At 68.4% G+C, this 22,005-nt stretch carries 11 protein-coding genes; 7 read left to right on the top strand and 4 right to left on the bottom strand.

Annotation, left to right across the window (positions count from 1 at the left end; translation table 11 throughout):
• Positions 1-9: 9 nt before the first annotated feature.
• The 4 genes from tssA to ACMX25_RS16975 form a co-directional block, all read right to left on the bottom strand.
• Positions 10-1,140, bottom strand: coding sequence for a type VI secretion system protein TssA (tssA, locus tag ACMX25_RS16990; protein WP_414951160.1), 1,131 nt, complete (start codon positions 1,138-1,140; stop codon positions 10-12).
• A 34-nt stretch (positions 1,141-1,174) separates the two neighbouring features.
• Positions 1,175-5,029 (bottom strand): beta strand repeat-containing protein, encoded by a 3,855-nt coding sequence (locus tag ACMX25_RS16985; RefSeq protein WP_414951159.1) that lies wholly within the window; start codon positions 5,027-5,029, stop codon positions 1,175-1,177.
• Positions 5,030-5,104: 75 nt separating this feature from the next.
• Positions 5,105-7,060 carry a POTRA domain-containing protein gene (locus tag ACMX25_RS16980; RefSeq protein ID WP_414951158.1) on the bottom strand — a complete coding sequence of 652 codons (1,956 nt, stop codon included), beginning with the start codon at positions 7,058-7,060 and terminating at the stop codon, positions 5,105-5,107.
• 4 nt (positions 7,061-7,064) lie between these two features.
• Positions 7,065-9,326 carry a CHAT domain-containing protein gene (locus ACMX25_RS16975; protein ID WP_414951157.1) on the bottom strand — a complete coding sequence of 754 codons (2,262 nt, stop codon included), beginning with the start codon at positions 9,324-9,326 and terminating at the stop codon, positions 7,065-7,067.
• A 174-nt stretch (positions 9,327-9,500) separates the two neighbouring features.
• On the opposite strand from ACMX25_RS16975, the gene tssJ reads away from it, so the two are divergent.
• The 7 genes from tssJ (at position 9,501) to ACMX25_RS16940 (ending at position 21,678) form a co-directional block, all read left to right on the top strand.
• On the top strand, positions 9,501-10,052 hold the full coding sequence (tssJ, locus tag ACMX25_RS16970) for a type VI secretion system lipoprotein TssJ (RefSeq protein WP_414951156.1): 552 nt from the start codon (positions 9,501-9,503) through the stop codon (positions 10,050-10,052).
• A gap of 196 nt (positions 10,053-10,248) precedes the next feature.
• On the top strand, positions 10,249-11,664 hold the full coding sequence (tssK, locus tag ACMX25_RS16965) for a type VI secretion system baseplate subunit TssK (RefSeq protein WP_414951154.1): 1,416 nt from the start codon (positions 10,249-10,251) through the stop codon (positions 11,662-11,664).
• A 43-nt stretch (positions 11,665-11,707) separates the two neighbouring features.
• Positions 11,708-13,204 carry a type IVB secretion system protein IcmH/DotU gene (icmH, locus tag ACMX25_RS16960; protein ID WP_414951153.1) on the top strand — a complete coding sequence of 499 codons (1,497 nt, stop codon included), beginning with the start codon at positions 11,708-11,710 and terminating at the stop codon, positions 13,202-13,204.
• Between the two features lie 50 nt (positions 13,205-13,254).
• Positions 13,255-17,001 carry a type VI secretion system membrane subunit TssM gene (tssM, locus tag ACMX25_RS16955; protein ID WP_414951151.1) on the top strand — a complete coding sequence of 1,249 codons (3,747 nt, stop codon included), beginning with the start codon at positions 13,255-13,257 and terminating at the stop codon, positions 16,999-17,001.
• Positions 16,983-17,714, top strand: a complete 732-nt coding sequence (tagF, locus tag ACMX25_RS16950) for a type VI secretion system-associated protein TagF (RefSeq protein WP_414951150.1) — start codon at positions 16,983-16,985, stop codon at positions 17,712-17,714. The genes tssM and tagF overlap by 19 nt, the downstream gene beginning before the upstream one ends.
• Positions 17,711-19,561 carry a protein kinase domain-containing protein gene (locus tag ACMX25_RS16945; protein WP_414951149.1) on the top strand — a complete coding sequence of 617 codons (1,851 nt, stop codon included), beginning with the start codon at positions 17,711-17,713 and terminating at the stop codon, positions 19,559-19,561. Before tagF ends, ACMX25_RS16945 begins: the two co-directional genes overlap by 4 nt.
• 35 nt (positions 19,562-19,596) lie before the next feature.
• The gene (locus ACMX25_RS16940) at positions 19,597-21,678 is read left to right on the top strand and encodes an MltA domain-containing protein (RefSeq protein ID WP_414951148.1); all 2,082 of its coding nucleotides are present in this window, start codon (positions 19,597-19,599) and stop codon (positions 21,676-21,678) included.
• Positions 21,679-22,005 lie beyond the last annotated feature (327 nt).

Below are 22,005 nucleotides of genomic sequence, written 5' to 3'. Positions count from 1 at the left end.
TCGGCGACTTCAATTGCGCTCGGCGCCGACACCGGCGATGGCGCGAACCTGCTGCAGCGCGTCCGGCACGAGTTCGCGCATCACGCCAAGAAAATCCATGCCGAGCAACGCGCTCGCGCGACGGATCAAGAGCGGCGCGGGATGCGCCGGCTCGGACTGCTCCAGAAAGGCGCTCACCGCGTCGAGCCAGGCGATGGCGTCGGCGCGGGATGTAAGCTTGCCGGTGGCCGGATGCGCGCCGCGTGGCGCGGCTGACAAAGCTGGCAGGGCTGGCAAGGCTGACGCGCGTTCACGGTTGCTCCCGTTCGCCTCCGATGGCGACATGGCGGCGCCAAGTGCTTCGGTTGCCGTGGCGGCGGCTTTTTCGGCCTGGCGCGCGAAGGCATTGCCCACGGCCTGCGCAAGCGCCTCGGCAGTCTGCGCGAGCTGCTCAAAGCGCGGCGCCGACGGCTCGACGCAGCGCTCGTGCAATGCGTCCTCCAGCGCGGACACCGCGCCGGGAAGGCGCAGCGCGACCTCCAATCCTGCACGCTGATCGCGCACGGCGTCGTCGAGCTGCTTGTGATACTGATTGAGCGCCGGGGCGGGCAGCTCGTCGCGCTCCGCCCGCTCGATTTCACGCACCGTCGGAACCGGGTTGCGCATTTGCACGAGCGGCAGGTCGCGCAGCGCGCGCAGGAAAGCGGGGCCGCGCAGCGCAGTCAGCACGTTGCAACGCCACGACGCGTCGAATTCGCCGGGCGCATTCGTGATCGCTTTCAGTTCGGGGTGCAGCGTGTCCCAGAAGCGCACCACCAGTTCGCGCAGCAGATGCAAGCCCGCTTCGCAGCCGGCGAGGCCGTTGAGCGCGACAGCCGCCTGCATGTAGATGAGCGCCACGCGCAGGTCTTTCGAGCGCATCAACAGGTTTTCAGCGCGCGCCTGAATGTCGATCCAGTTCGGGGGCACCGCCGGCTTCACGTCGTTGCCGATGCTCTTCTCGGGGCTGCCTAAAACGTCGATTTCTAGCGCCAGGAACTCACGGTCATTTTCGAGGTTCGGGCCGCCCGGCGCGGCGCCGGGCACGGGCGCGAGCAACGGCTCGAGCGTTTCGTACAGCAATGTGCCGGAGCGTCCGTTGATCGATTCGGATTCCTGCATGTCGATGCCTCGTGTGTAGGTCATGGTGCCGTCCTCAGAAATCGCCGCAGCCGTGTGGCCGGTTGACGATGATGCAATTGTTCAGATTGGGCTGCGAGCGCACGCGCCGCCATTCGACGGCGAGCGCATCGGGCGCGGTATCCGCGGGCAGGTTCGACGCCAGCGGCTGATTCGAACCCATGCACACCGACGTGCCGCCGCGCGACATCACGCCGGCGAGGTTGTTGTCGTAGAGGAACGAATGCTGTGCGTCAGTGAAGAAGGATTGCAGGCCGGTTTGGGTGAATAAGGTTCCGGGGGCATTTTGTTGGTTGGTGATGATGTTGTCGTTCGGGTTTTTGCGAACGTTCGGGCCATTCGGGCCATTCGGGTCGCTCGGACCACTCGGACCGTTCGGGTTGTTCGGACCACTCGGGCCGTTCGGATTATTCGGATTCTTCGGGTTGTTCACGCCCTCACTCCCCGCGTACAGGAAATGATTAGCCTGCATATCCGGGTTACAAGCGCCATACACGCATCCATACACGTTCGGCGTCGCACCGCCTGGCGATACCGCTCCGCGCGTTTCACCGGTCTGCGTGTCGGCCCAGATTCGCCAGGTCGCGCCGGACGACACGTTGCCCGCACCCGCATTGACGAAGTGGCCACCCGGCCCGTCCATCACGAGATCGAACGCACCGCCCGTTTTCAGGTTCACGTTCGTCGCGCCGCTCGCGCCCAGCCGGTCGCCAACGCCATGCAACTGCGCGGAACCACCGCCAAGCCCGATATTTCCCGTCAGCGCCCGTGTGAACAGCGCACCGTTCACGGTCGAGTTCGACGCGTCGATCACATTCGCCGGCCCGTTCTGCGCCGCACTGCCATACGCCGAACCCTTGAGCGCGCCGATATTGAACCCATGCGCATTCACGAACGTGACGCCGCCCGCGCCGGACATTGCCAGCGTGTTGACCGAATTCCCCGCGCTGGTCAGCGAAAACGTGCCCGGCCCGCTCAGCAGAAGCGCATTGGCGGTCACCGCGTCCGGCATCGTCACGGCGCCCGCCGAGGCAATCGCGAGCATCTTGCCCGCCACGTTCACGGCGCCGTAAGCGAGGATGCCCTGACTGCCCGCGCCCAGATTCTGCAGCGTGAGATTGGTGAGAAACGGGCTGGCCGCGTCAACCGTGATGCGCCCGGTGTGAGTCGCGCTCCCCACGATCAGCGTGTCTACGCCGGTCATCTGCGCGAGATCGGTGAGGGACAGTCCGAAGCCGCCCGACGGCTCGCCGATCACGATCGACGTCGCGTTGGCGGCGGCAAGGGCAAAGTTCGCATCGACGCCGCCTGGCATCGCGACGAGATTGCCGGTGCTCGCGAAGCGGTTCTGCGTGCCGCTCGTCCCAAGGTCGAGCGCACCGCCGTTCGTGCCGCCTTGCGCGCGCAGGATGACGTCGCCCTGCTGGCCGGCGCCGCCGATCGCCGACCCGCGCGCGACAATGCCCGCGCCCGCGCCCGTCCCCTGCCCGGACAGCGCGACATAGGCTTGCGGTCCGCCCGAGGTGGACATCGACACCTGGTTGAGCGAGACGCCGTTGACGCTGCCGGTCCCTTTGAGCGGCAAGCCCAGACCGCGCACGTCGATCGCGCCGCCCTGCGTGCTCACCGACACGTTCTGCAACGAGACGCCAGACTGAGACGAAAGTGACGAAAGCGACGAGAGTGCCGCCACCTCGGCAATCTCCGCCACTGGCGGCGCATACACCTTGCTGCCGTACAGCGAGATCGAGCCGGTGCCGCTTGTCAGCTTGCTCGATGAAACAAGCGTCGCGGACGGGTCATCGAGATTGGGTGGATACGACTCGATCGACAAGCCGCCCCCTGTCGCGGTGAGGCTGATCGAGCTGCTGGAGGTGGTGATGCTGCTGTCGTTCAAGGCGATGCCGTTGCCGGTCATGGTGACCGCGCCGCTGGTTGCCAGCGCGTTCAGGACCCGCGTGTCGATGCTCACGCCGTCCATGTCGATGACCGGCGCCTGCACGCTGAAGTCCCCGCCGTTCGTGACGAAATTCGCGGCGTCGAGCGTCACGCTGTGGGACGGCGTGGCCGGATTCCGATAGTCCGTCTGCATCAATACGCCGAGCGCGCCAGCGTTGGGCGCGGCGCTCACCGACGTCGCGCCTTCGTTCGATACTTCAATGCCTCCATAGGATTGCAGCGCGAATTGCACGTTGCTCGGTGCGCCTTGCGCGCTCTTGAGGATCGAGGCGTCGAGGGTGATCGTGCCGGCCGGCTGCGGCGCGGGGGTGGTGTACAGCGGCGCGGCCGCCACCACGGCGCCGCCCGTATAGGAGCGCACCGTCACCGACGTGCCATTGCTGAGCGCGCGGTCGATCGCATCGGCACTCACCTGGCCCTGCGCGGCAGGCGCTTGGTCCGCCACGATACGCACGCCGCCGCTGCCCGTTGCCACGAGCGGCGGATTCGCCACGATGTCGATGTCGACTCCCGCCGAATCGATCAGCCATTGCCCCGCGGCGCCATTGACCGCATGCGCGCTGACCTGCGCCTGGCTCACATCGAGCGTGGGCGACGAAGTTTCGACCGTGCCGCCGTTCCCGCCCAGCGCGCCGCCCGAGGCCGAGAGCGTGCCGGCAATGGTCGCCGCCGCGCCGTCCACGATCACCTCGCCGCCAGCACCCTTCGCCGGCGCTTCGGTGCCCGCCAGCACATACCTGCTGGCGGCGGCCGGCGCGGCGGCGGCGGCGCGCACCCGCGCGCCCGCATCGATCTGCACGCTGCCGGCGCGGGTCAGATCGACAGCCGCGCCCGATTGCAGCGCACTCTCGCCAATGCCGCCAATACGAACCCGGCCGCCGCCTGCGCCTTGCGCGGTGGCCGCCGTGCCGTTCGCATCGACGAGCGCGGTCGAACTCAGGTGCACCGTGCCGCCCGTGACATCGATGTTGCCGCCGCGCGCCGGCACGCCGTTGGCGCCGCCGCTGGCGTCCAGCGTGCCGGTGACCTGCACCATCCCCGAGCCGCCGTCCAGCACGATGCGCCCGCCGCGCGTCGCGACCGACTGCGCGCGCACGATGCCGTCCTGATTCAGCGCCGTCGAGATCAGGTCATCGGCTGTGCGCAGCGTCATCAGCGCCTGACCGCCATCGGCCACGACCATGCCCTGGTTCTCGATAGCCGCGCGCAAGGCGTTGCCGTTGACAACGACCTTGGTGAGATCGTCGGCGGCGAAATCCAGCGTCACGTTCCGCCCCGCCAGGAGCGCCGCCGTGCCCGCATTGGCGCTGACGACGCCGTCGGTGCCGTTGATGACGTTGCCGCCGATCAAGGCGACGGTGCGCGTCGCCGACGGCGTGTTCTGCGGCGTGGTGGCAATGAGCTTGCCGTGATTCTCGACGGTGCCCGCAACGCCATCGCTGTTAGTGTTGAACCCGAAGTGGTCGCTTGTGAGCGTCTTGCGGTCGAGCGGCAGGGTCGATAGCACCAGCGCGCCCGCCGTCATGGTCGCGCCGTTGAACACGGTGATGCCGGCCGGATTGATCACGAACACACGCCCGTTCGCGCTCAGCGCGCCCGCGATCCGCGTGGGTGCGCTCGTGAACACCTGGCTGACCAGCGTCGAGTTCGTCGTCGGCTGCTTGACGACCACGCTCGCCTGCGAGCCGATATCGAAGCTCGTCCAGTTGCTGATCACTGTGGGCGCGCTCTGGTTGATGGTGAGGGTGCGCGCGTCTTTGCCCGTCGTGACGCTGATGCCCGGATTGGTGCCGTATTGCACCGGCAGCGCACTGGGTGCGGGAGCGAGCAAGGGCGGCGCGGCTTGCGCCTGCGCCTGAAATAGCATCCACGCGGCGACGGCCAGCGTGCTCAGGGCGAGCTGTGTCTTCATCGAAATCTCCCGCCGCGCGCGCGGCATGACATCGGTTGCGGCCACGGTCTGCGCGGTCCGCGCGGTCTCTTCTCTTTAGAACGATTTGGTCAGCTGCAAATAGAAACGCGGTACCTTGTCGTCGCCGGTGCTGTCCTTCGTGCCGGTGCGCCAGGCGAGCGTGGCGTTGGCCGACAGGCCCCACGGGCCGCTCCAGAAAGCGCCCATGCCGACGCCGCCGCGCGTCACGCGGTTATCCGGCGCACCGCTGACCGGACGCGCGTTGTACCAGCCAATGCCAAAGTCGTAGAACGCCGAGAGCGTGAGGCTCGGCATCACGGCAAAGCGCAGCTCGGCGGTGGCAATGAGCGCGTCGTCCACGACCGCTTCCGATGGCGAATAGGCGCGCACGGCGCGTGGTCCGCCGAGCGCCACGCGCGACGAGTTGTCGAGATTGCGGCCCGCCCATTGCCCCGAGACCCCGGTGAACACGCTCAGCCGGTTGGTGATGGCGTTGAGGCGGTTGACGAACATCGTCGCGCGCAGGCTCGCGCCCTGCGTGTCGCGCCCGAACGGTCCCTGGTCGAAGGTGCGTTGCGGGTCCGAATCGATGTGAAGAGTCGCTGCCGTCAACTGGATCTCGGCGCTCGTGAAACCGCCGCCGAAAAGCGCGTCGCGGCCTTCGTAGGTCAGCGCACCGTTCGCGGCCCAGAGCGTCTGGCGGCTGTCCTGCCCGATCACGCCGATCCTGTCGACCAGGTGCCGGTACTCCAACGAGCCGCGCAACAGCAGGTTGTGCTGGCGCGAGCGCACGAGCGGCTGCGACGCCGAGAAGGTCAGGATATCGGCGTCGCCGGTTGCATCGAGTGCGGAGTACTGCTTGCCCAGGTAGTAGTACAGATGCGACGCCGCCACGCCGATGCGTGTGCCGTTCGCCCCGAGCGGCATGTCGTAGCCGACGCGCCCGTATGCGGTATCGAAGCGTTCAGCGGCGAGCAGGTTGACGTCGAGGTTGTCGCCGATCATGAATGGCGAGTTCAGCCGCGCCACGGCGCCGATGCGTACCCGCCCCGCGCTCGACGTCCCGTAGTCGTCGCCGGTCAGCGCGAACTGCCACGGCCGCGCGGCTTCCACGTTGACGGTCAGGTCGACAGTGCCGGGCGCCTCGCCCGCCTCCAGCGACGACGAGACGCGCACGCCCGGCAAGTCCGACAGCAGCAGCATGGCGCGCTCGAGCGCGTGTTCCTGGAGCGGCGCGCCGGGCGTGATGGCCGCAAGCCGGGCGCGCACGGCGCTCTCGCGAACGCGCGCGGCGGGTGACAGGTTGATTTGCACGTGCCCGATGCGGCCTTCGAGCACCGTGACCTGGACGTTGCCGTCGGTGACGTCCTGCGGCGGCACGACGGCTTGCGCAAGCAGATAACCGCGCTCGCGATACGACTGCGTGATGCGCGCGGCAACCACCTGCAGATCGTCGAACGTCACCGGCTTGCCGATCCACGGCGACGCGAGCGGCAGCAGGTCGGTGGCGGACACGCTGTCGTTGCCGGTGAAGGTGATGCTTCGCAGTTCGAATGACTGGCCCGGCGCGCCAGGAGTTGCTGCCTGCGCGGATGATCCGGGCCGGGCGGGCGGGCCCGGCCGGCCCGCGGGCAGGCTCGCGTCGCCGTTGTCGGGGCTCGTCGCGCCAGGGTTCGGATTGGGCTGTGTTTGCTGGAGCAGCGTGCCGGCGTCGGGCGCACGTGGCAGGCCTCCTGGTAGCGTGGGCAGCGCGGGCAAATTCACGCCCGGTGGCAGCGTTTGCGCCTGCGCCTCGGTCTGAGCGAGCGGACTCATGCCGGCGGCGACCATCATGGCCGCCGCGAGCCGAAGCGCCGCGACCGGGCACGACGCGCGTCGCGCCGGTTGCCGTGCGCGTGCGCCGGCGGCCGGCGTGTCGCCGCATTCCGGTTTCGCGACAATTGCAACTGCCGCGGTTCCGCGGCGCCGTGCGCCATGCATCGCGCAAGCGGCGGCCCGCGCAAAAGGATTGGATTTTGGGGATGGTTGCATCGTGTCACCGGGCGACCGTGAGCCGCCAGCCTCCCGTCAGGTCGAACGGCGCCCAGTAATACGGGCTTGCGAAGCGAGGATCGGCGAGCACGGCGAGTTGTGCATCGCGCATGGCGTCGATCGCTTCGTGGCCGGCGGTGAGAGAGCGATAGAACGTGCTCATGGTGAGTGCGCTCGCTTCGTCGTCGACCATCCACATCGACACGATCACGCTCGATGCGCCCGCATAGAAGAACGCCCGGGTCAGGCCCTCGATCTCGTTGCCAAGGCCAAGACGCCCGAGCGCCGTATCGCAGGCGGACAGCGTGACGAGACCGACGTCGTCGAGCCGCAGCTTGTAGATGTCGCGCGCACTGAGCTTGTCCGGGCCGATGGGCGGATGCTCCGGCGGCGCAAGCTTGATGTTCGAGTAAAGCGGATCGACAGAATCCGCTTCCGCGTGGGCGGCGACATGCAGCACACGGCCGTTGGGCGCGCTGTCGTAGAAGTGGGCGCGCGTGGCGTCGTCGCGCAGCCACGCGGTGCTCTGGCTGAAATAGGGCGTGATGACCCGCACTTCCCGCTCGGCGGCCGGCAGATCCCATCGGTCGGAAAAATGCGGATTGCCGAACGCGACGAGGTGGCTGCCAAGCGTGCGCTCGCGTGTGACGAGCTGCACCGCGACGCTCGCGGAAGGCGCGAGCGCAAGCGCATGGCGCTGGATCAGATAGCCCTGGTCATTGCGCAGCGCCTGGAACGGCATGTAGTACAGCACACCGTGCGGCACGAGGATGAGCCGGTCGTGCTCGCGCAGCCCGAGCGGCTCGATCAGCAGTTTGTCGAGCCGCGCGCCGTAGGCCCGTGCGCTCGCCTGCTGGTCGAGGATCGCAGCCCGGAACGCGTCCACCGCGCTGCCCAGGTCGCGCCGCTCGATCGGCAATACATGCGTGGTGAGCCCGTCGCGGCGCACGACGAACGCGATCATGCGGTGCGGCAACGCGTGGTATTCAACCATCGTTTCGTCGTCGCGCAGCGTGGTGCGCACCTGGGCAAGCGTGAGCGTGTCGCCGTTGAGATGGCGCGGGTTCACCCCGGCGTCCACGCGGCTGCGCACGGTGTCGAGCAACGCGCGCGCCCGGCTTTGCTCCGAGAGCGCCCACGCATGTTCGTCATCCTGATCATCCATGGCAAGGCCGATCGCCAGATCGAACACGCCCTGCACGTCCGCGAACAGGCCGGTCTTGAACTCGTCGCTGCGAAAGCGCGCGCGCATGGCTTCCGAATCCGCGATCGCGGCGGCGAGCGCAGCACGGGCCTGCCTGGCATCGCCGAGCGCGAGCCACGCGCGGGCCATGCCTTCATGCGCCCAGAGATCGTCGTAGTCCGCGTCCTCGGCGTGCTCCGCGCCTGGCTTCACCAGGCTGGCGGAGAACACATCGAGCGCCTTTTGCGGCTCGTGTTCGGCGAGCAGCAGATTGCCTTCGATACGACGAAAGAACGGTTCAAGCGATGGCGCCGGCGCCCCGCCCGATGCGGCAAGACTGGCGCGCGCGCCGGTGGTGTCGCCCGCTGCAATCTGGGCGCTTGCCACCGAGGCCAGCACGAGCGGCCGGTAGCGCGGCGAGGCTGTCTCGAGCGCCGCGCGATACGCATCGATCGCCGCGTTTGCGTCGCCCTCGCGCAGCACGACGTCGCCGAGCACCTTATGCGCCGGCGCATAGACCTGCGCCGGGTCCTTCGGCTTGCCATCGAGCGCCTTTTGCGCGTAGATCCGTGCATCGCGCAGATCGCCGGCGTAGCTGTAGGCAATCGACAGATCGCGAAAGGCCAGCACCTGCAGGTTCTCGTTATCGGATTGTTGCGCGAGCACCAGCATGCGCGACGCCGCCTCGATGCTCAGCCTGAAATCGCCACGCTCGGCCGCCGCCACCGCCATGCTGCAGTAAGCGTAGCCGTCGAGCTTCACACGGTCGCGGGTGAGCAGCAGCCGGCCGTCGGCGGTCAGCGCGCGCACGCTTTCCGCATCGCTCTGGCGGGCTTGATCGATGCGATCGGATGGCGCGGGTGTAGCGGGTGCAGCGGATGTTTGGGCGGCGGCGCAGTTCCACGACGCGGCAGCGCTCATCAGGCTCAGTGCGCTGAATGCGCTCACCAGCCCGCTTTTTAGCCCACTCATTAGCCCACTCACTAGCCGACTCTCCAGCGCTTTCGCGCGCCAGCGCCGCAAGTCGGGAATGACAGCGCGGCCGCTGCCACCGGGATGTTCGAAGCACGCTTTGGTCTTCACCGTGTTCTCCGCTCACTCGTCCAGGGGATACGCCGGTGATTGCATCCGGCGTCGAGACTACTGCGGCAAGACGAATCGTTCGGGGCGCTTTTAAAACGACGTGCGTGCACTTCGTTTAACGGAAGCGCGCGGCAAGCGTTCGCGCGTCTTGCGTCGACTCAGCGGAGGACCGGGATGGCGATATCTTTTTTAAAAGACGCGCACAGCGCGGCGCTTTCAACGCCGTGCGGCGAGTCTCGTCCCGCGTCACGGGGGGCGGCGCTCATGCTCATGGTCATGCTCAGGTTCGCGGTCCTGCTCGCGCTCACGGTTTTGCCCGGCTGCAAGTCCGCCGACTCGCGGCCGACCGTGCTCAAGCTGACGCTTTCCGCATCGGCAACCATGAATCGCGACGCGAGCGGACGGCCCTCGCCCGTCGCGGTGCGCATCTACGAGCTGAAATCGTCCGGCACCATCGATACCGTCGACTTCTTCACGCTGCAGGCGAAAGATCAGGCGACGCTCGGCACCGACCTCAACACCCGACGCGACTACATGCTGCGTCCCGGCGATGTGCTCAACCTCGAACAGACCCTACAGCCCGACACGCGTTACGTGGCGCTTGTCGCTGCTTATCGGGACATCGAACGCTCGCGCTGGCGCGCGGTGCATCCGGTGGCGCTGCACAAGACGACCGCGTTCGGACTGCGCATCGACGATCTCGACGTGACCATCGGGCCGCCATGACGCGAACTGGCGGTGCGTTTCGATCCAGATCGAGCCAGATCGAGCCAGATCGAGCCGGACGGACGATGTTGTTGCAAACCCGCGCCGCTCTTTCGTTTACCGCATGAATTTAGCGAATTAGCCGCTCGTTGCGCGGCCGCACCCGCGGTGCACCGCGCAACGGGCCGCAATCCAGACAAGGCAAGGAGGCGTACTCATGACCTGGCACCAACGCGTCATCTGGTCCGAAGGGCTGTTTCTCCAGCCGCATCACCTGCAGCAGCAGGATCGCTTTATCGAGCATCAGTTGCGCTCGCATGCCCGCGCGTCCGAGGCGTGGATGTGGGGCACGCTGTCGCTCTCGCTCGATCCGCTCGCGCTGGAGCTTGGCAAGATCGCGCTGGTCGCCGCTGAAGGACACTTGCCCGACGGCACGCATTTTTCCTTTCCCGACGATGCACCCGCCCCCGCGCCGCTCGATATTCCGCCGGACACGCGTGGCGAAACCGTGCTGCTGGGCGTGCCGATGGCGCGTCCGGGCGCGAAGGAATTCGACATCGGCCAGCGCCTGGCCGATGCGCCGGACATCACATTCGGCGCGATCGACGGGAATGGCTACGCGAACGGCCAGCGGCATGGGCAAATGCATGGGCAAATGCATGGCCTGCGCTATTGCATGAGCGAAGCGGAAGTGACCGACAACGTCGCGGGATCGAACCAGGTCGCGCAGATGCAGACCGCGGCGCCGAACCTGCGCCTCATGCTCGAACGCGATGCCACCGCCGCCTACGCCACGATCGGCGTGGCGCGCGTGCTCGAGCGCGGCGCCGAAGGACGCGTGACGCTTGATCCGGCCTTCATTGCGCCGTCGCTCGATGTCGGCCGGCAAGCCGCGCTCGCGGGATGGCTGCGCGAACTGTGTGCGCTGTTGCGGGCGCAAGGCAACCTGCTCGCGCAGCGCTTTACGGAAGCGCGCAGCGGCGGTGTCGCGGAGATCGTCGATGTCATGTTGCTGATGCTCGTGAATCGGCACGAGGCACGTGCCGAGCATCTGCAGGAGATGCCGGTCCTGCATCCCGAGCAGCTTTTCGAAGCGATGCGCGAGCTGGCCGGGGAACTCGCCACCTTCGAATCCCAGCGCCGCCCGGCGAAGCGCGTGGCGTATCGTCACGATTCGCTTGCCGACTGCTTCGGCATGCTGATGAATATGATCCGCGGTGCATCCGCCTGGCGCATCCAGCGCGCGGCGCAGCCCATCGAAATTGTGGAGACCGCGCCGGGCCAGCGTCAGGCGACCCTGCACGACCCCGAGCTGCTCAAGCGCGCGCGCATCGTGTTCGCCGCGCGGGCGCAAATGTCCTCCGAAGCCCTGCGCGTGCGTTTTGCGGCGCAGGCGAAGGTCGCGCCCGCGCAACGCATCCAGGAGATCGTCACGCTTGCGTTGCCGGGCATCACGCTGCGGGCGTTGTCAACGGTGCCGCCGCAGATTCCGGTGCACGCCGGTTTCGATTATTTCGAACTTGAACCGGGTGGCGATCTGTGGCGGCAGCTCCAGGAAAGCGGTCAGCTCGCCATGCGGGTGCTCGGCGACTTTCCCGCGCTGGAAGTCGAATGCTGGGCGGTGCGGCTCTGAGCGCCGCTTTCTGTTAGTAAGGATTCCCCTATAAAGGCTTTCCATGATGCACGATGAAAATTTCATCGCTCCGGCCGATCCTGAGCACACCATCGTCAAGCCGAATCCGTCGAGCCGGCTCCATGCGGGCGCGCGGCCGTCACCGGAAACACGCGCGGCGAACGGCGGCGCGGGCGGGAGCAAACCACCGGGCGCCTACGACACCCCGGACACCCCCGGCGCCCCTGATTTCTCCCACGACCCGCACGACCACTTCAATGACTTCGACGGTATCGGCCGACGCGAACCGGCCTTCGCCGCAGGTCTCGGCTTCGATGAGTTGTTCCGCTCGGGCGGCGCGCTCAATCCGCTCGCGCAGGCCTGCGCGCCGCTCATGCAGGCCGCCGCGCAACTGCGCCTGTGCACGCGCTGCCCCGATCCCGCCGCGCTCAGGGACACGCTCGCGCGCGCGGTGCGCCGTTTCGAGAGCGAAGCGCGTGCGCGCGGCATCGCGCACGAAGCGGTGCTGGCGGCACGCTATATCGTCTGCACGCTGATCGATGAATCGGCATGCAGCACGCCGTGGGGCGCGACCGCCTGGCCGCAATACAGTCTGCTGGTGATGTTCCACAACGAGGCGCGCGGCGGCAGCAAGGTGTTCCAGTTGCTCACCTGTTTCGCGGAAGACCCGGCGCGCCATATCGACCTGCTCGAACTTGTCGCGCTCACGCTTGCGCTCGGTTTCGAGGGCCAGTACCGGGTACACGCGAACGGCCAGTACGCTCTGGATGCGCTGCGCCGCCGTCTCTCCGACCTGATCCGCAAGCAGCGCGGCGTGCCGCATGCCGAGCTTGCGCCGCATTGGCGGCCGGCGAGCGCGCCACCGCGCCGCGTCAGCGACGTGGTGCCGTCGTGGCTAGTCGCGGCGGCCACGGCGCTCGCGCTCGCGGCGGTGTTCGTCGGCTTCGATGTATCGATCAACCGCGCGTCGGATCCGGTGTTCGCACACATCGCCGCGATTCGTTCGCTGAACGCGCCCGGCGGACCCGGCGAATCCGGCGGACTCGCGACCGGCGCGACGCCGGTCGCGCACGCGACGCCGGTCGCGCACGCGGCGCCCGCCGCCGGCGCCGCACGCCTGGCCGGCCTGCTCGCGCCGGACATTGCGGCGGGGCACATCAGCATCGCGACGCGGCCGGGCCGCTCTGTCATCACGCTCGCCGGCGACGCGGACTTCGCGCCCGGCAGCGCCACGCTCGACCCGTCCGCCGAGGCGCTGGTGGGCCGCATCGCCGAGGCGCTCAAGGTGTTGCCCGGCAAGATCCTGGTCGGCGGGCATACCGACAGCGTCGCCATCCATTCGGCCCGCTACGCGTCGAACTGGCAGCTCTCGCGCGAGCGCGCGGAACGCGTGCGCGCGGTTATCGACACGACGCTCGATGCGGCCCGCGTCGAGGCGCAAGGTTTTGGCGCGACCGAACCCGTCACCGGCAACGACACGCCCGCCGGACGCGCCCGCAACCGTCGCGTCGAGATCACGCTGTTCGCGCAGCCGGGCTGAGCGCACCGGCCGGCGCCTGCACCGTTCGCACCAATAACAGGAGAATCACCGTGCTCAAGAAGATCGCATCGATCCTGTTTCATCCGCTGTTGCTGCTCGCGCTCGCGCTCGGCATGACCGGCGCGCTGATCTGGTGGATCGGCCCGCTCATCGCGATCGGCGCGCCCGATACGTACCGTCCGCTGGACAGCGAACGGGCGCGAGTCATCACGATCGGCGTGCTTGTGCTGGTGGTGGTGTTGCGCGGGCTCTGGCTGGTCGCGCGCGCGATCTGGCGCAATCATGTGCTGGCGGCCGGACTCGTCGGACGAGCCGCGCACGAAGCGCCGCAGGCGTACGCCGAGCCTGAGCCGGGCGCGGAAGAGATCGTGGAGCTAGGGCGGCGTTTCGACCGCGCGGTCGCGGCGCTGCGCGAAGCCCGCGTGAACGCGGCGGGCAGCCGGCCCGGATGGCGCGACTGGCTCTCGATGTCCGGGCGGCAGTATCTTTACCGGCTGCCGTGGTACGTGCTGATCGGCGCGCCGGGCTCGGGCAAGACCACCGTGCTCGAATACTCGGGCCTGCAGTTTCCGCTCGCAGACAAGCTCGGTGACAAGCTTGCCGACAAGCTTGCAGGCGCCGGCCGTTCGGCGCCGGCTGCGCAAGCGGCGTCGGGGGCGGGCTGGCATGCGAGCCGTATCGACGGGATCGGTGGAACGCGCCATTGCGACTGGTGGTTCACCGACCGTGCCGTGATGATCGACACCGCCGGCCGCTATACGACGCAGGAAAGCGACCGGCGCGCCGACGCGGCCGCATGGCACGGCTTCCTGTCGCTGCTCAGGCGCACGCGTCCGCGCGAGCCGATCAACGGCGTGCTGCTCGCCGTGAGCGTGGCCGAGCTGCTGGAAGCGGACGACGCGCAGCGCGCGCTCACCGCCGCCGCGCTGCGCGCGCGCATCCACGAACTGAGCGCGCATCTGCGCACGCGCTTTCCGGTGTACGTGCTCGTGACCAAGGCGGACCTGCTGCCGGGCTTCACCGAGTTCTTCGCCGACCTCGACAGCGACGCCCGCGCGCAGGTGTTCGGCTTCACGCTGCCGCTTGAACACGCCACAACCGCCACCGCGCCGGCCGCATCCGCGCCGCAGCCGAACCTTGCGGCGCAGGTGCGTCGGGAGCTGGAAGCACTCGACGCTCGCCTGGTCGCGCGCGTGCTGGCGCGCACGGATCAGGAGCCGAATGTCGCGGCGCGCGCCGCGATCATCGGTTTTCCTCAGCAGTTCGCGGCGTTCCGGCCGCTGCTCGAAACCTTCCTCGCCGATGTCTTCATCCAATCCCCGGCGCGCGATGCGGCGTTCATGCGCGGCGTCTATATCACGAGCGGCACGCAGCGAGGCGCACCGATCGACCGCGTGCTCGCCACGCTCAAGGACGCGCTGCGGCTGGAACGCGCCGCGCCACGGCCGCTCAGGACCGCCGCGCGCAGCTTCTTCGTGCGTCGCATGCTGACCGAAGTCGTGTTCGCGGAGCAAGGTCTCGCGGGCAGCAATCTTCAATGGATGCGCCGGCGCCATCTTCTGCGCCTGGCCGGCTTCGCCGCGATCGGACTCGCCGCCGCGCTCGCGGTGAGCCTGTGGAGCGTGAGCTATCTGCGCAACCGCACCTACGTTGCCGCCGTCGATCAGGCCGCGCATACGCTCGGCGTGCAGGCGGCGGCGCTCGGCAACAGTAACGGCAACGGCAATAGCAACGTCAGCGACGCCGCGCATCTGACGCGTGCGCTGACGCTGCTGTCGGTCGCGCGCGCGCTCGCCTCGGCGCCGCCCATCGACGCCGCGCATGCGCCGTTGACGATGCAATGGGGCCTGTGGCAAGGAGCCAAGCTCGACGACGCGGCCCAAGCGACCTATGCGAGCCTGCTCGACGGCTGGCTGCTGCCTTACCTCTCAGCGCGTGCCGAAGCAAACTTGCGCGAGGCCGCGCGCGGCACGTCCGCGCAAGCCTACGACGCGCTGAAAACCTATGTATCGCTCTTCGAGACGCAGCATCAGGACAGCAGCGCGGCGCTGCGCACCTGGCTGCTCGCCGACGCGAGCCGCCTGCCCGGCGCGCAGCCGGGCGGTACGGATCGCCAGGCGCTCGGCAAGCACGTCGATGCCCTGTTCGAACACGGCGCTGTCCACTCGAGCCGGCCGTTCGACGCACCCCTCGTCGCGGCGACGCGCGCGCGGCTGCTGCGCGTGGCGCTCGACCAGCAGGTCTACGAGCGCGTCAGAACCGCCGGCGTGGACAGCGGCTGCACGCCATTCACGATCGCGCGCGCGGGTGGCCCGAATGCGCCGCTGGTCTTCGAGCGCGTGAATGGCGCACCCCTCTCCGAGGGCGTGCCGGGCCTATTTACCCGCGAGTGTTTTTACGGCCCCTTCCTCGGCGCGATCGACAAATATGCGAAAGACGTGCACGACGAGGCGTCCTGGGTGCTCGGACCGGGCGCGTCGGGTCCTGACAGCGCACCCGAGGCGCTGAAGACAGGCGTGCGGCGCCTCTATGCGCAGGACTACATCCGCGAGTGGGAGAACTATCTCGGCAGCATTCGCCTCGTGCCGGTGCAGGACCTCGCGCAAAGCGCCCAGCGGGCGCGCTTGCTCGCGGCGCCGGACTCGCCGCTGCTCGCCTTCGTGCGTGAGGCGGCGCGCGAAACCGCGCTGTCGGACGCGCCCAAGGGTGAGCCCTCGCTCACCGAACGGGCCGGCCAGACCTTTCACGCCCTAGGCAACACCGTGCAGCAGCACTTGGGGGGAGCGGCGGCATCGGCGGCATCTGCGACCGGTCCGGAACAAGACGTCGACAATCGTTTCTACCGTCTGCATGCCATCGTCGATGCGTCCGCGCCCGGCCAGCCTGCGCCGATCGTCGCCGCGATGGCGCTGCTCAACGAGGTCTACGTCTATTTGAGCGCGCTCGACGGCGCCATGCAGCAGAAAGTCGCGCCACCCAGCTCCGACGTGCTCGCGCGGCTGGGCGCGCTCGCCGGGCAATTGCCCGAGCCGCTCCGCACGGTACTCATCCAGCTCGGGCAGAGCGGCGCGCAGCGCGCGCAGGAGACCAAGCGCGGCATTGCATCGAACGATCTCAGGTCGCTCACGGCATGGTGCAAGCGGGTCGTCGACGGGCGCTATCCGTTCGATCCGTCCGCGCGCGCCGAAGTGCCGCCGCAGGATTTCGACACGCTCTTCGCGCCGAATGGCCGGCTTGACGCCTTCTTCCAGAAGACCCTGGCCGCCGATGTCGATACCTCTGTGCATCCATGGGCCTACAAGAAGGTCGACGGCAGCGCGAGCGCGGCGAACGCCGCGGGGCTCGCCGATTTCGAGCGCGCCGCGACCATCCGCGCGGTGTTTTTCGCGGCGGGCAACCCGACATCCGCGCTCGCGCTGAACTTCAAGCCGGTCGAGATGGATCCGTCGATTCTCCAGTTCACGCTCGACATCGACGGTCAGCTCGTCAGCTACGCCCACGGCCCGCAACTCGCGACTCCCGTGCAGTGGCCTGCCGCACACGGCGCCTCGCGTGTCAGCGTGCAGCTCACGCCGGCACCCGGCAGCGGCGCCGGCCCGCTCTCCTATGACGGACCCTGGGCGCTCTTTCGCATGCTCGATCGCATGAAGATCGAACCCACCGCGCAGCCGGAGCGTTTTTTCGCGACCTTCGACGTCGAAGGGCGGCAGGTGCGCCTGGAAGTGTCGGCGGGCAGCGTGCAGAGCCCGTTCGGTCTCGCCGAGCTGCGCGCGTTCCGATGCCCGGAGGGACTATGAGCTCGCTCGATCCGGCCGGCGCACCCGAGGCGGGTGAGCTGCGCGCGCCCGGCTGGTACGGCAAGCTGCCCGCGCTCGGCGACTTTGCGTCGCGCCGGCTGCCGGCGCGATTTGTCGCGTCGTGGGACCGCTGGCTCGCGCAGGGTTTGGCCTCAAGCCGGGAACGCCTCGGCGATGCCTGGCTCGACGCATATCTAACAAGTCCGGTCTGGCGCTTCTTCCTGATGCCGGGCGCGCTCGCATCCGCAGATAAGGACGGCGAGGTGTGCTGGAGCGGCGTGGTCATGCCGTCGGTGGACAGCGTGGGGCGCTATTTCCCGCTCACCATCGCCGCGCCGTTCCAGGCCGCGCCCGTGCGCAGCGACGCGCTCGCCGACCTATGGCGCTGGCTCGGCGAGATTGAACGGATCGCGCTCGCGGTGCTGCGCTTCGATCAGCCGGTGGCATGGCTCGAAGCACAACTGGCGCTGCGTCCGCCACCTGACGGCCGGCCCGTGCACGGCTCGCTGTATCGTGGCGGGCTGCTTGATGAGCTCAGCATCTGGGCAGCGCTTGCGCCCTCCGCGCACGGCGCGCACTCGCTTCCTGACTCGCTTCCTGACTCCCTCCCCGATCCGCAGCCCGGCCCCGCCGCCGCGCATGCGTTGTGGGTGGCGCCCGGCCTGCCGGACGCCGGGCTTTTCGTCGCCATGCTCACGGACGGACAGCCATGAATTCCGATGCTGACGACAAGACGATCATCGTCTCCTCGCCGGGTTGGGGTAACGGCGCACCGCCGCCGGCGAGGCCACCCACGGCGCGCGCGGCCTCGCACCCCGGCGGCTCGGGCAACGCGTTGACGCCCGGCACGCGGCTCGCCGAATTCGAGATCGTTTCGCTGATCGGCGAGGGCGGTTTCGGCATCGTCTATCTCGCACGTGATATCTCGCTGCATCGCAATGTCGCGATCAAGGAGTACATGCCCGCGATGCTCGCCTCGCGCATCGGCATGACGAACGTCGAAGTGAAATCCGAGCGGCACGCGGACGCGTTCGACATGGGGCTGAAAAGCTTCATCAACGAAGCGCGTCTGCTGGCGCACTTCGACCATCCGTCGCTCGTGAAGGTCTTCCGTTTCTGGGAAGGTCACGGCACGGCCTACATGGCGATGCCCTACTACGAAGGCGCGACCCTGCTCGATACCCTGCGCGCCATGCGCGAGCCGCCCGGCGAAGCGTGGCTGCGCGCCGTGCTCGAACCGCTCGTCGATGCGATCGGCGCGCTTCATCGGGAACATTGCTGGCATCGCGACATCGCGCCGGACAACGTCATGCTGCTTGCCGGCAGCGGCCGGCCCGTGCTGCTCGATTTCGGCTCCGCGCGGCGCGTGATCGGCGACATGACGCAAGCGCTCACCGCTTTCCTGAAGCCGGGTTATGCGCCTATCGAACAGTACGCCGAAGTACCTTCGCTGCGACAAGGGCCGTGGAGCGACGTCTACGCGCTCGGCGCGCTCGGTTATTTCGCCATCCTCGGCAAGACGCCGCCGCCGGCCGTGGCCCGGATCGTCGAGGACGGCTTCGTGCCGCTCGCGCGAGCCGCGCCACCCGGCTACTCGGCCGCGCTCCTCAGCACCTTCGACGAAGCGCTGGTGCTGTGGCCGGCCGAGCGCACGCGCAGTATCGAGGCGTTCGCGGCCAACCTGGACGCGGGGGATGGCGCGAAGCGTGGGGAGCGTGGGGAGCGTGGGGAGCGGAAGCGGCGAGCGGATAAAGCGGTGGACAAAGTGGCGGACACATCGCAGGGCGTCTCAACCCTGCGTCTCCTCGCGCGTCCGCGTACCGCGATTGCGCTGGCGGCCGTGGCGCTCACGGGGGCGTTGCTGGTCGGGCCAAACCCGGTGGAGCGCCGGGGCGCATCGCCCGATACGATCGTCGAGCCGGCCCGATCGAATGCGGCGCCGCTGAGTCCATCGGCACCGGCCGTGCAGCATGAGGTGCACGAATCGCACGAATCGCACGAATCGCACGAACCGGCCGTGCATCAAACGCCGCCGATTCGCTGGACGCCGCTCGCCGAACTCGAGCGCATAGCGCTGCATGCCGATGCGTCGATACGCGTTCGCGCCAACCCGCCGTCCACGCGCGCCATCGCCGATCGGGACAGGCTTCAGCTTACGCTCACGAGCTCGCAGGACGGCTACGTCTATCTCTTTCTCATCGATGCAAACGGCAAGTACCAGATGCTCTTTCCGAACGAGATCGACCAGGACAACGCGATCACGGCGGCCCGCCCGCTCGTGTTGCCCAAGCCGCGATGGGCGACCGTTATTGGCGAGCCGTTCGGTGACCTGCACGTCTTCGTGCTGGTGTCGCGCTCGCGGCGCGCGTTCGACACCTCGCTGCTCACACAGGATTCGGTGTTCGGCGTATTCGACCCGGCACGTGCGCCGGCCACGCTGTCGGCCGATTCGGCATCGCCCTATGCGGGGCGCCCGGAGTGCGGCAAGCAAGCGCCGTCCTGTCCTGACGAGTACGGTATCGCGCAATTCAAAATCGACGTCGTCCGCTCGTCCAGATGATCGTGAGCCGCCCTTTTTTTCGCAACGAGGACACGATGAAAACGATGACCGCCCAATCAGGTTCGCTGCCAGTCTTTCGCCCGCCGCCCGCGCGCGCGAGTCTGGGTCTGGGTTTGGCGCTATGCGCCGCGCTCGCCGGATGCGCGATGCAGCAGGACGCCACGCGCGTCTCACCGGCTAGCGCCGGCGCACCGCCGTTGCCCGTCGCGGCATCGACTGCATCGACCGCGCCCGCTGCGGCGGAGCCGGCCACACGCGCCATGACCGATGTCACATCGTCCGCCTCGTCCACAGCGTCCCCATCACCCACTCCGACGCGCTCCGCGGTGCTCGCGGCGGCAGCGCCGCCCGCGCGCGCACGAACCGCCACCCCGTTTGCCACGCAACACGCCGTCTACACGCCGGTCGGTTTCGCCGAACTGCCGGGCTGGACCAGCGATCGCCTCGATCAATCGTGGCAGGCGTTCCTGCGCAGTTGCCGCGTGCTGGGAAGCCGCCCGGCGTGGGCATCGACTTGCGCGGACGCCGCGAATGTCGATGCCGCCGACGATGCCGCAATCCGCGCATTCTATGAACGGCACTTCGTCGTGTATCGGGTGGAGAGCACGCGAGGCGAACAGGGCGGCCTGCTCACCGGCTACTTCGAGCCGGTCGTGCACGGCAGCCGCAGCTATGGCGGGCGCTTCGTGTACCCGGTGTATGGGGTGCCGCGCGACATGCTTTATCTCGACGCGCACCGCGTGCCGCCGAACGCGCTCGGCACGCTGACGGTCGCGCGCATCGTGGGCCGCCAGGTGGTTCCGTTGGCCCAGGTGTCAACCGGCTCGATGTCCGGCGTGTTAGCGCTTGATCTCACCGGCGCGGTGCCTGACCTGCGCGACAAGAAAATCCGCATGCGCCTTTCAGGGCGACGTATCGTGCCGTACTACACGCGTGCCGAGATCGAGCAGCGCGGCTTGCAGGCCGATGTCATCGCCTATGTGGAAAATCCGGCGCAGCTCTATACGATCCAGATGCAGGGCTCGGGCAAGATCGTGCTGCAGGACGAGTCGGTCGTGCGCGTCGCTTATGCGGACCAGAACGGACATCCGTTCAGCCCGTCGGTCGTTGCGGCCGGCGCGCGCAGCGTGCAACACCTCGTCCTGCGCGGCATGGAAGTCGAAGTGGCGGAAGACAACGCGGACGCAAGCGCAACCGCGCCAACCGCCGGCGTCGGAACGCCGGCGAACATGCCAGCGAATATGCAAGCAAGCGCCCCATCGATGGCGACGCGAGAGCCGCTAGCGAGCAAAATGGCGGACGCGCGCGACGCCGCGGCGCCGGGCGGCGCGCCCGTCCTGCTGGCGGGCGCGGAGGAAGAAGACCAGCGCTCCGGTGCCGGCGTGCCCGCCGCGAGCGCGCGCACCGGGGGCCAGTCACGCAGCGTGTACCTGCTCGCAGACCTCCAGTCGGCGGGCGGCGCGGGCTCCACGCGGGCACGCCAGCCGGCATCCGGCGGCCGCACGAACCTGGGCGCGGTAGCGCTGCCCGGCGCTGCGGATTCCGACGGCGATGGCAGCGTCGTGAAGGCGCGCCGTGTGAGCATGCATCGTCCGGCGTCTGGCGTAAGCGCCGCTGGCGAGTTGTCCCCGGCAGCACCGTTCGCCGTCCCGGCCCGCCTTTTCGCGACCTCGGACCCGAGCTACGTGTTTTTCAAGCCGATTCGCGACAACACTGACGGCCCGCTCGGCGCGCTAGGCGTGCCGCTTTCCGCTGGCCGCTCGATCGCCGTCGATCCGCGCACCACCCCGCTCGGCGCGCCCGTGTACCTTTCCGCGCGTACCGGGGCGACGGGCGGGCTCAAGGGCTTGTTCATCGCGCAGGACACGGGCGGCGCGATCAGCGGCGCGCAGCGTGCGGACCTCTATTCCGGGTCCGGCATGGACGCCGAACGGGTCGCCAGCACGCTCAAGGCGCCGGCGCGGCTATGGGTGTTGCTGCCGACGGGCCTGAACCTGGCTTCGCACGGCAGCGGCCTGCGCACCACGCGCGGCGGCGAGTCCGGTGGCAACTCCGGTAGTAGCGCCGACTGCCTCGTGGACGACGGTTTCTGCGTCGACTACGACAGCACCCCTTGACCCGCGGCGATTCGCGTGCGCCCTCACGAACGCGCGCGACATCGCCTTCTACGACTTTCGATGTAGACCATCTGGCCGATTTTGCGGCGCTCCCCGCATCCGTACCTTTGAAACGCCGGCTCACCACAACGGCATGCAATGCCGAAGCCCCCGAGCCGTTTCCGTTCGCCAGCTAGACGCCGGCAGCGTTTCAGACTCGTCAGGAGAGGCCATGACCGCGCAAACTTCCACCCGGGCGCCATCCGCGTCGCCCGTACCCGTTGATGCACCCTACGTTGATGCACCCTTCGTTCAGCATGCAGGCGCACGGTTCTTCGGAGCGGCATC

The organism is Caballeronia eucalypticola, from assembly GCF_047608185.1.
Taxonomy (GTDB): domain Bacteria; phylum Pseudomonadota; class Gammaproteobacteria; order Burkholderiales; family Burkholderiaceae; genus Caballeronia.
Note: the sequence above shows the minus strand (reverse complement) of the source record. Positions and strands in the feature narration are given on the sequence as shown.

What these genes read in the sequence shown, in the direction of transcription:
- ACMX25_RS16980 (WP_414951158.1), bottom strand. Translation starts at nt 7,060, where the DNA reads ATGCAACCATCCCCAAAATCCAATCCTTTTGCGCGGGCCGCCGCTTGC.
- tssK (WP_414951154.1), top strand. Translation starts at nt 10,249, where the DNA reads ATGACCTGGCACCAACGCGTCATCTGGTCCGAAGGGCTGTTTCTCCAG.
- tagF (WP_414951150.1), top strand. Translation starts at nt 16,983, where the DNA reads ATGCCCGGAGGGACTATGAGCTCGCTCGATCCGGCCGGCGCACCCGAG.
- ACMX25_RS16945 (WP_414951149.1), top strand. Translation starts at nt 17,711, where the DNA reads ATGAATTCCGATGCTGACGACAAGACGATCATCGTCTCCTCGCCGGGT.
- ACMX25_RS16985 (WP_414951159.1), bottom strand. Translation starts at nt 5,029, where the DNA reads ATGAAGACACAGCTCGCCCTGAGCACGCTGGCCGTCGCCGCGTGGATG.
- tssJ (WP_414951156.1), top strand. Translation starts at nt 9,501, where the DNA reads ATGGCGATATCTTTTTTAAAAGACGCGCACAGCGCGGCGCTTTCAACG.
- icmH (WP_414951153.1), top strand. Translation starts at nt 11,708, where the DNA reads ATGATGCACGATGAAAATTTCATCGCTCCGGCCGATCCTGAGCACACC.
- ACMX25_RS16940 (WP_414951148.1), top strand. Translation starts at nt 19,597, where the DNA reads ATGAAAACGATGACCGCCCAATCAGGTTCGCTGCCAGTCTTTCGCCCG.
- tssA (WP_414951160.1), bottom strand. Translation starts at nt 1,140, where the DNA reads ATGCAGGAATCCGAATCGATCAACGGACGCTCCGGCACATTGCTGTAC.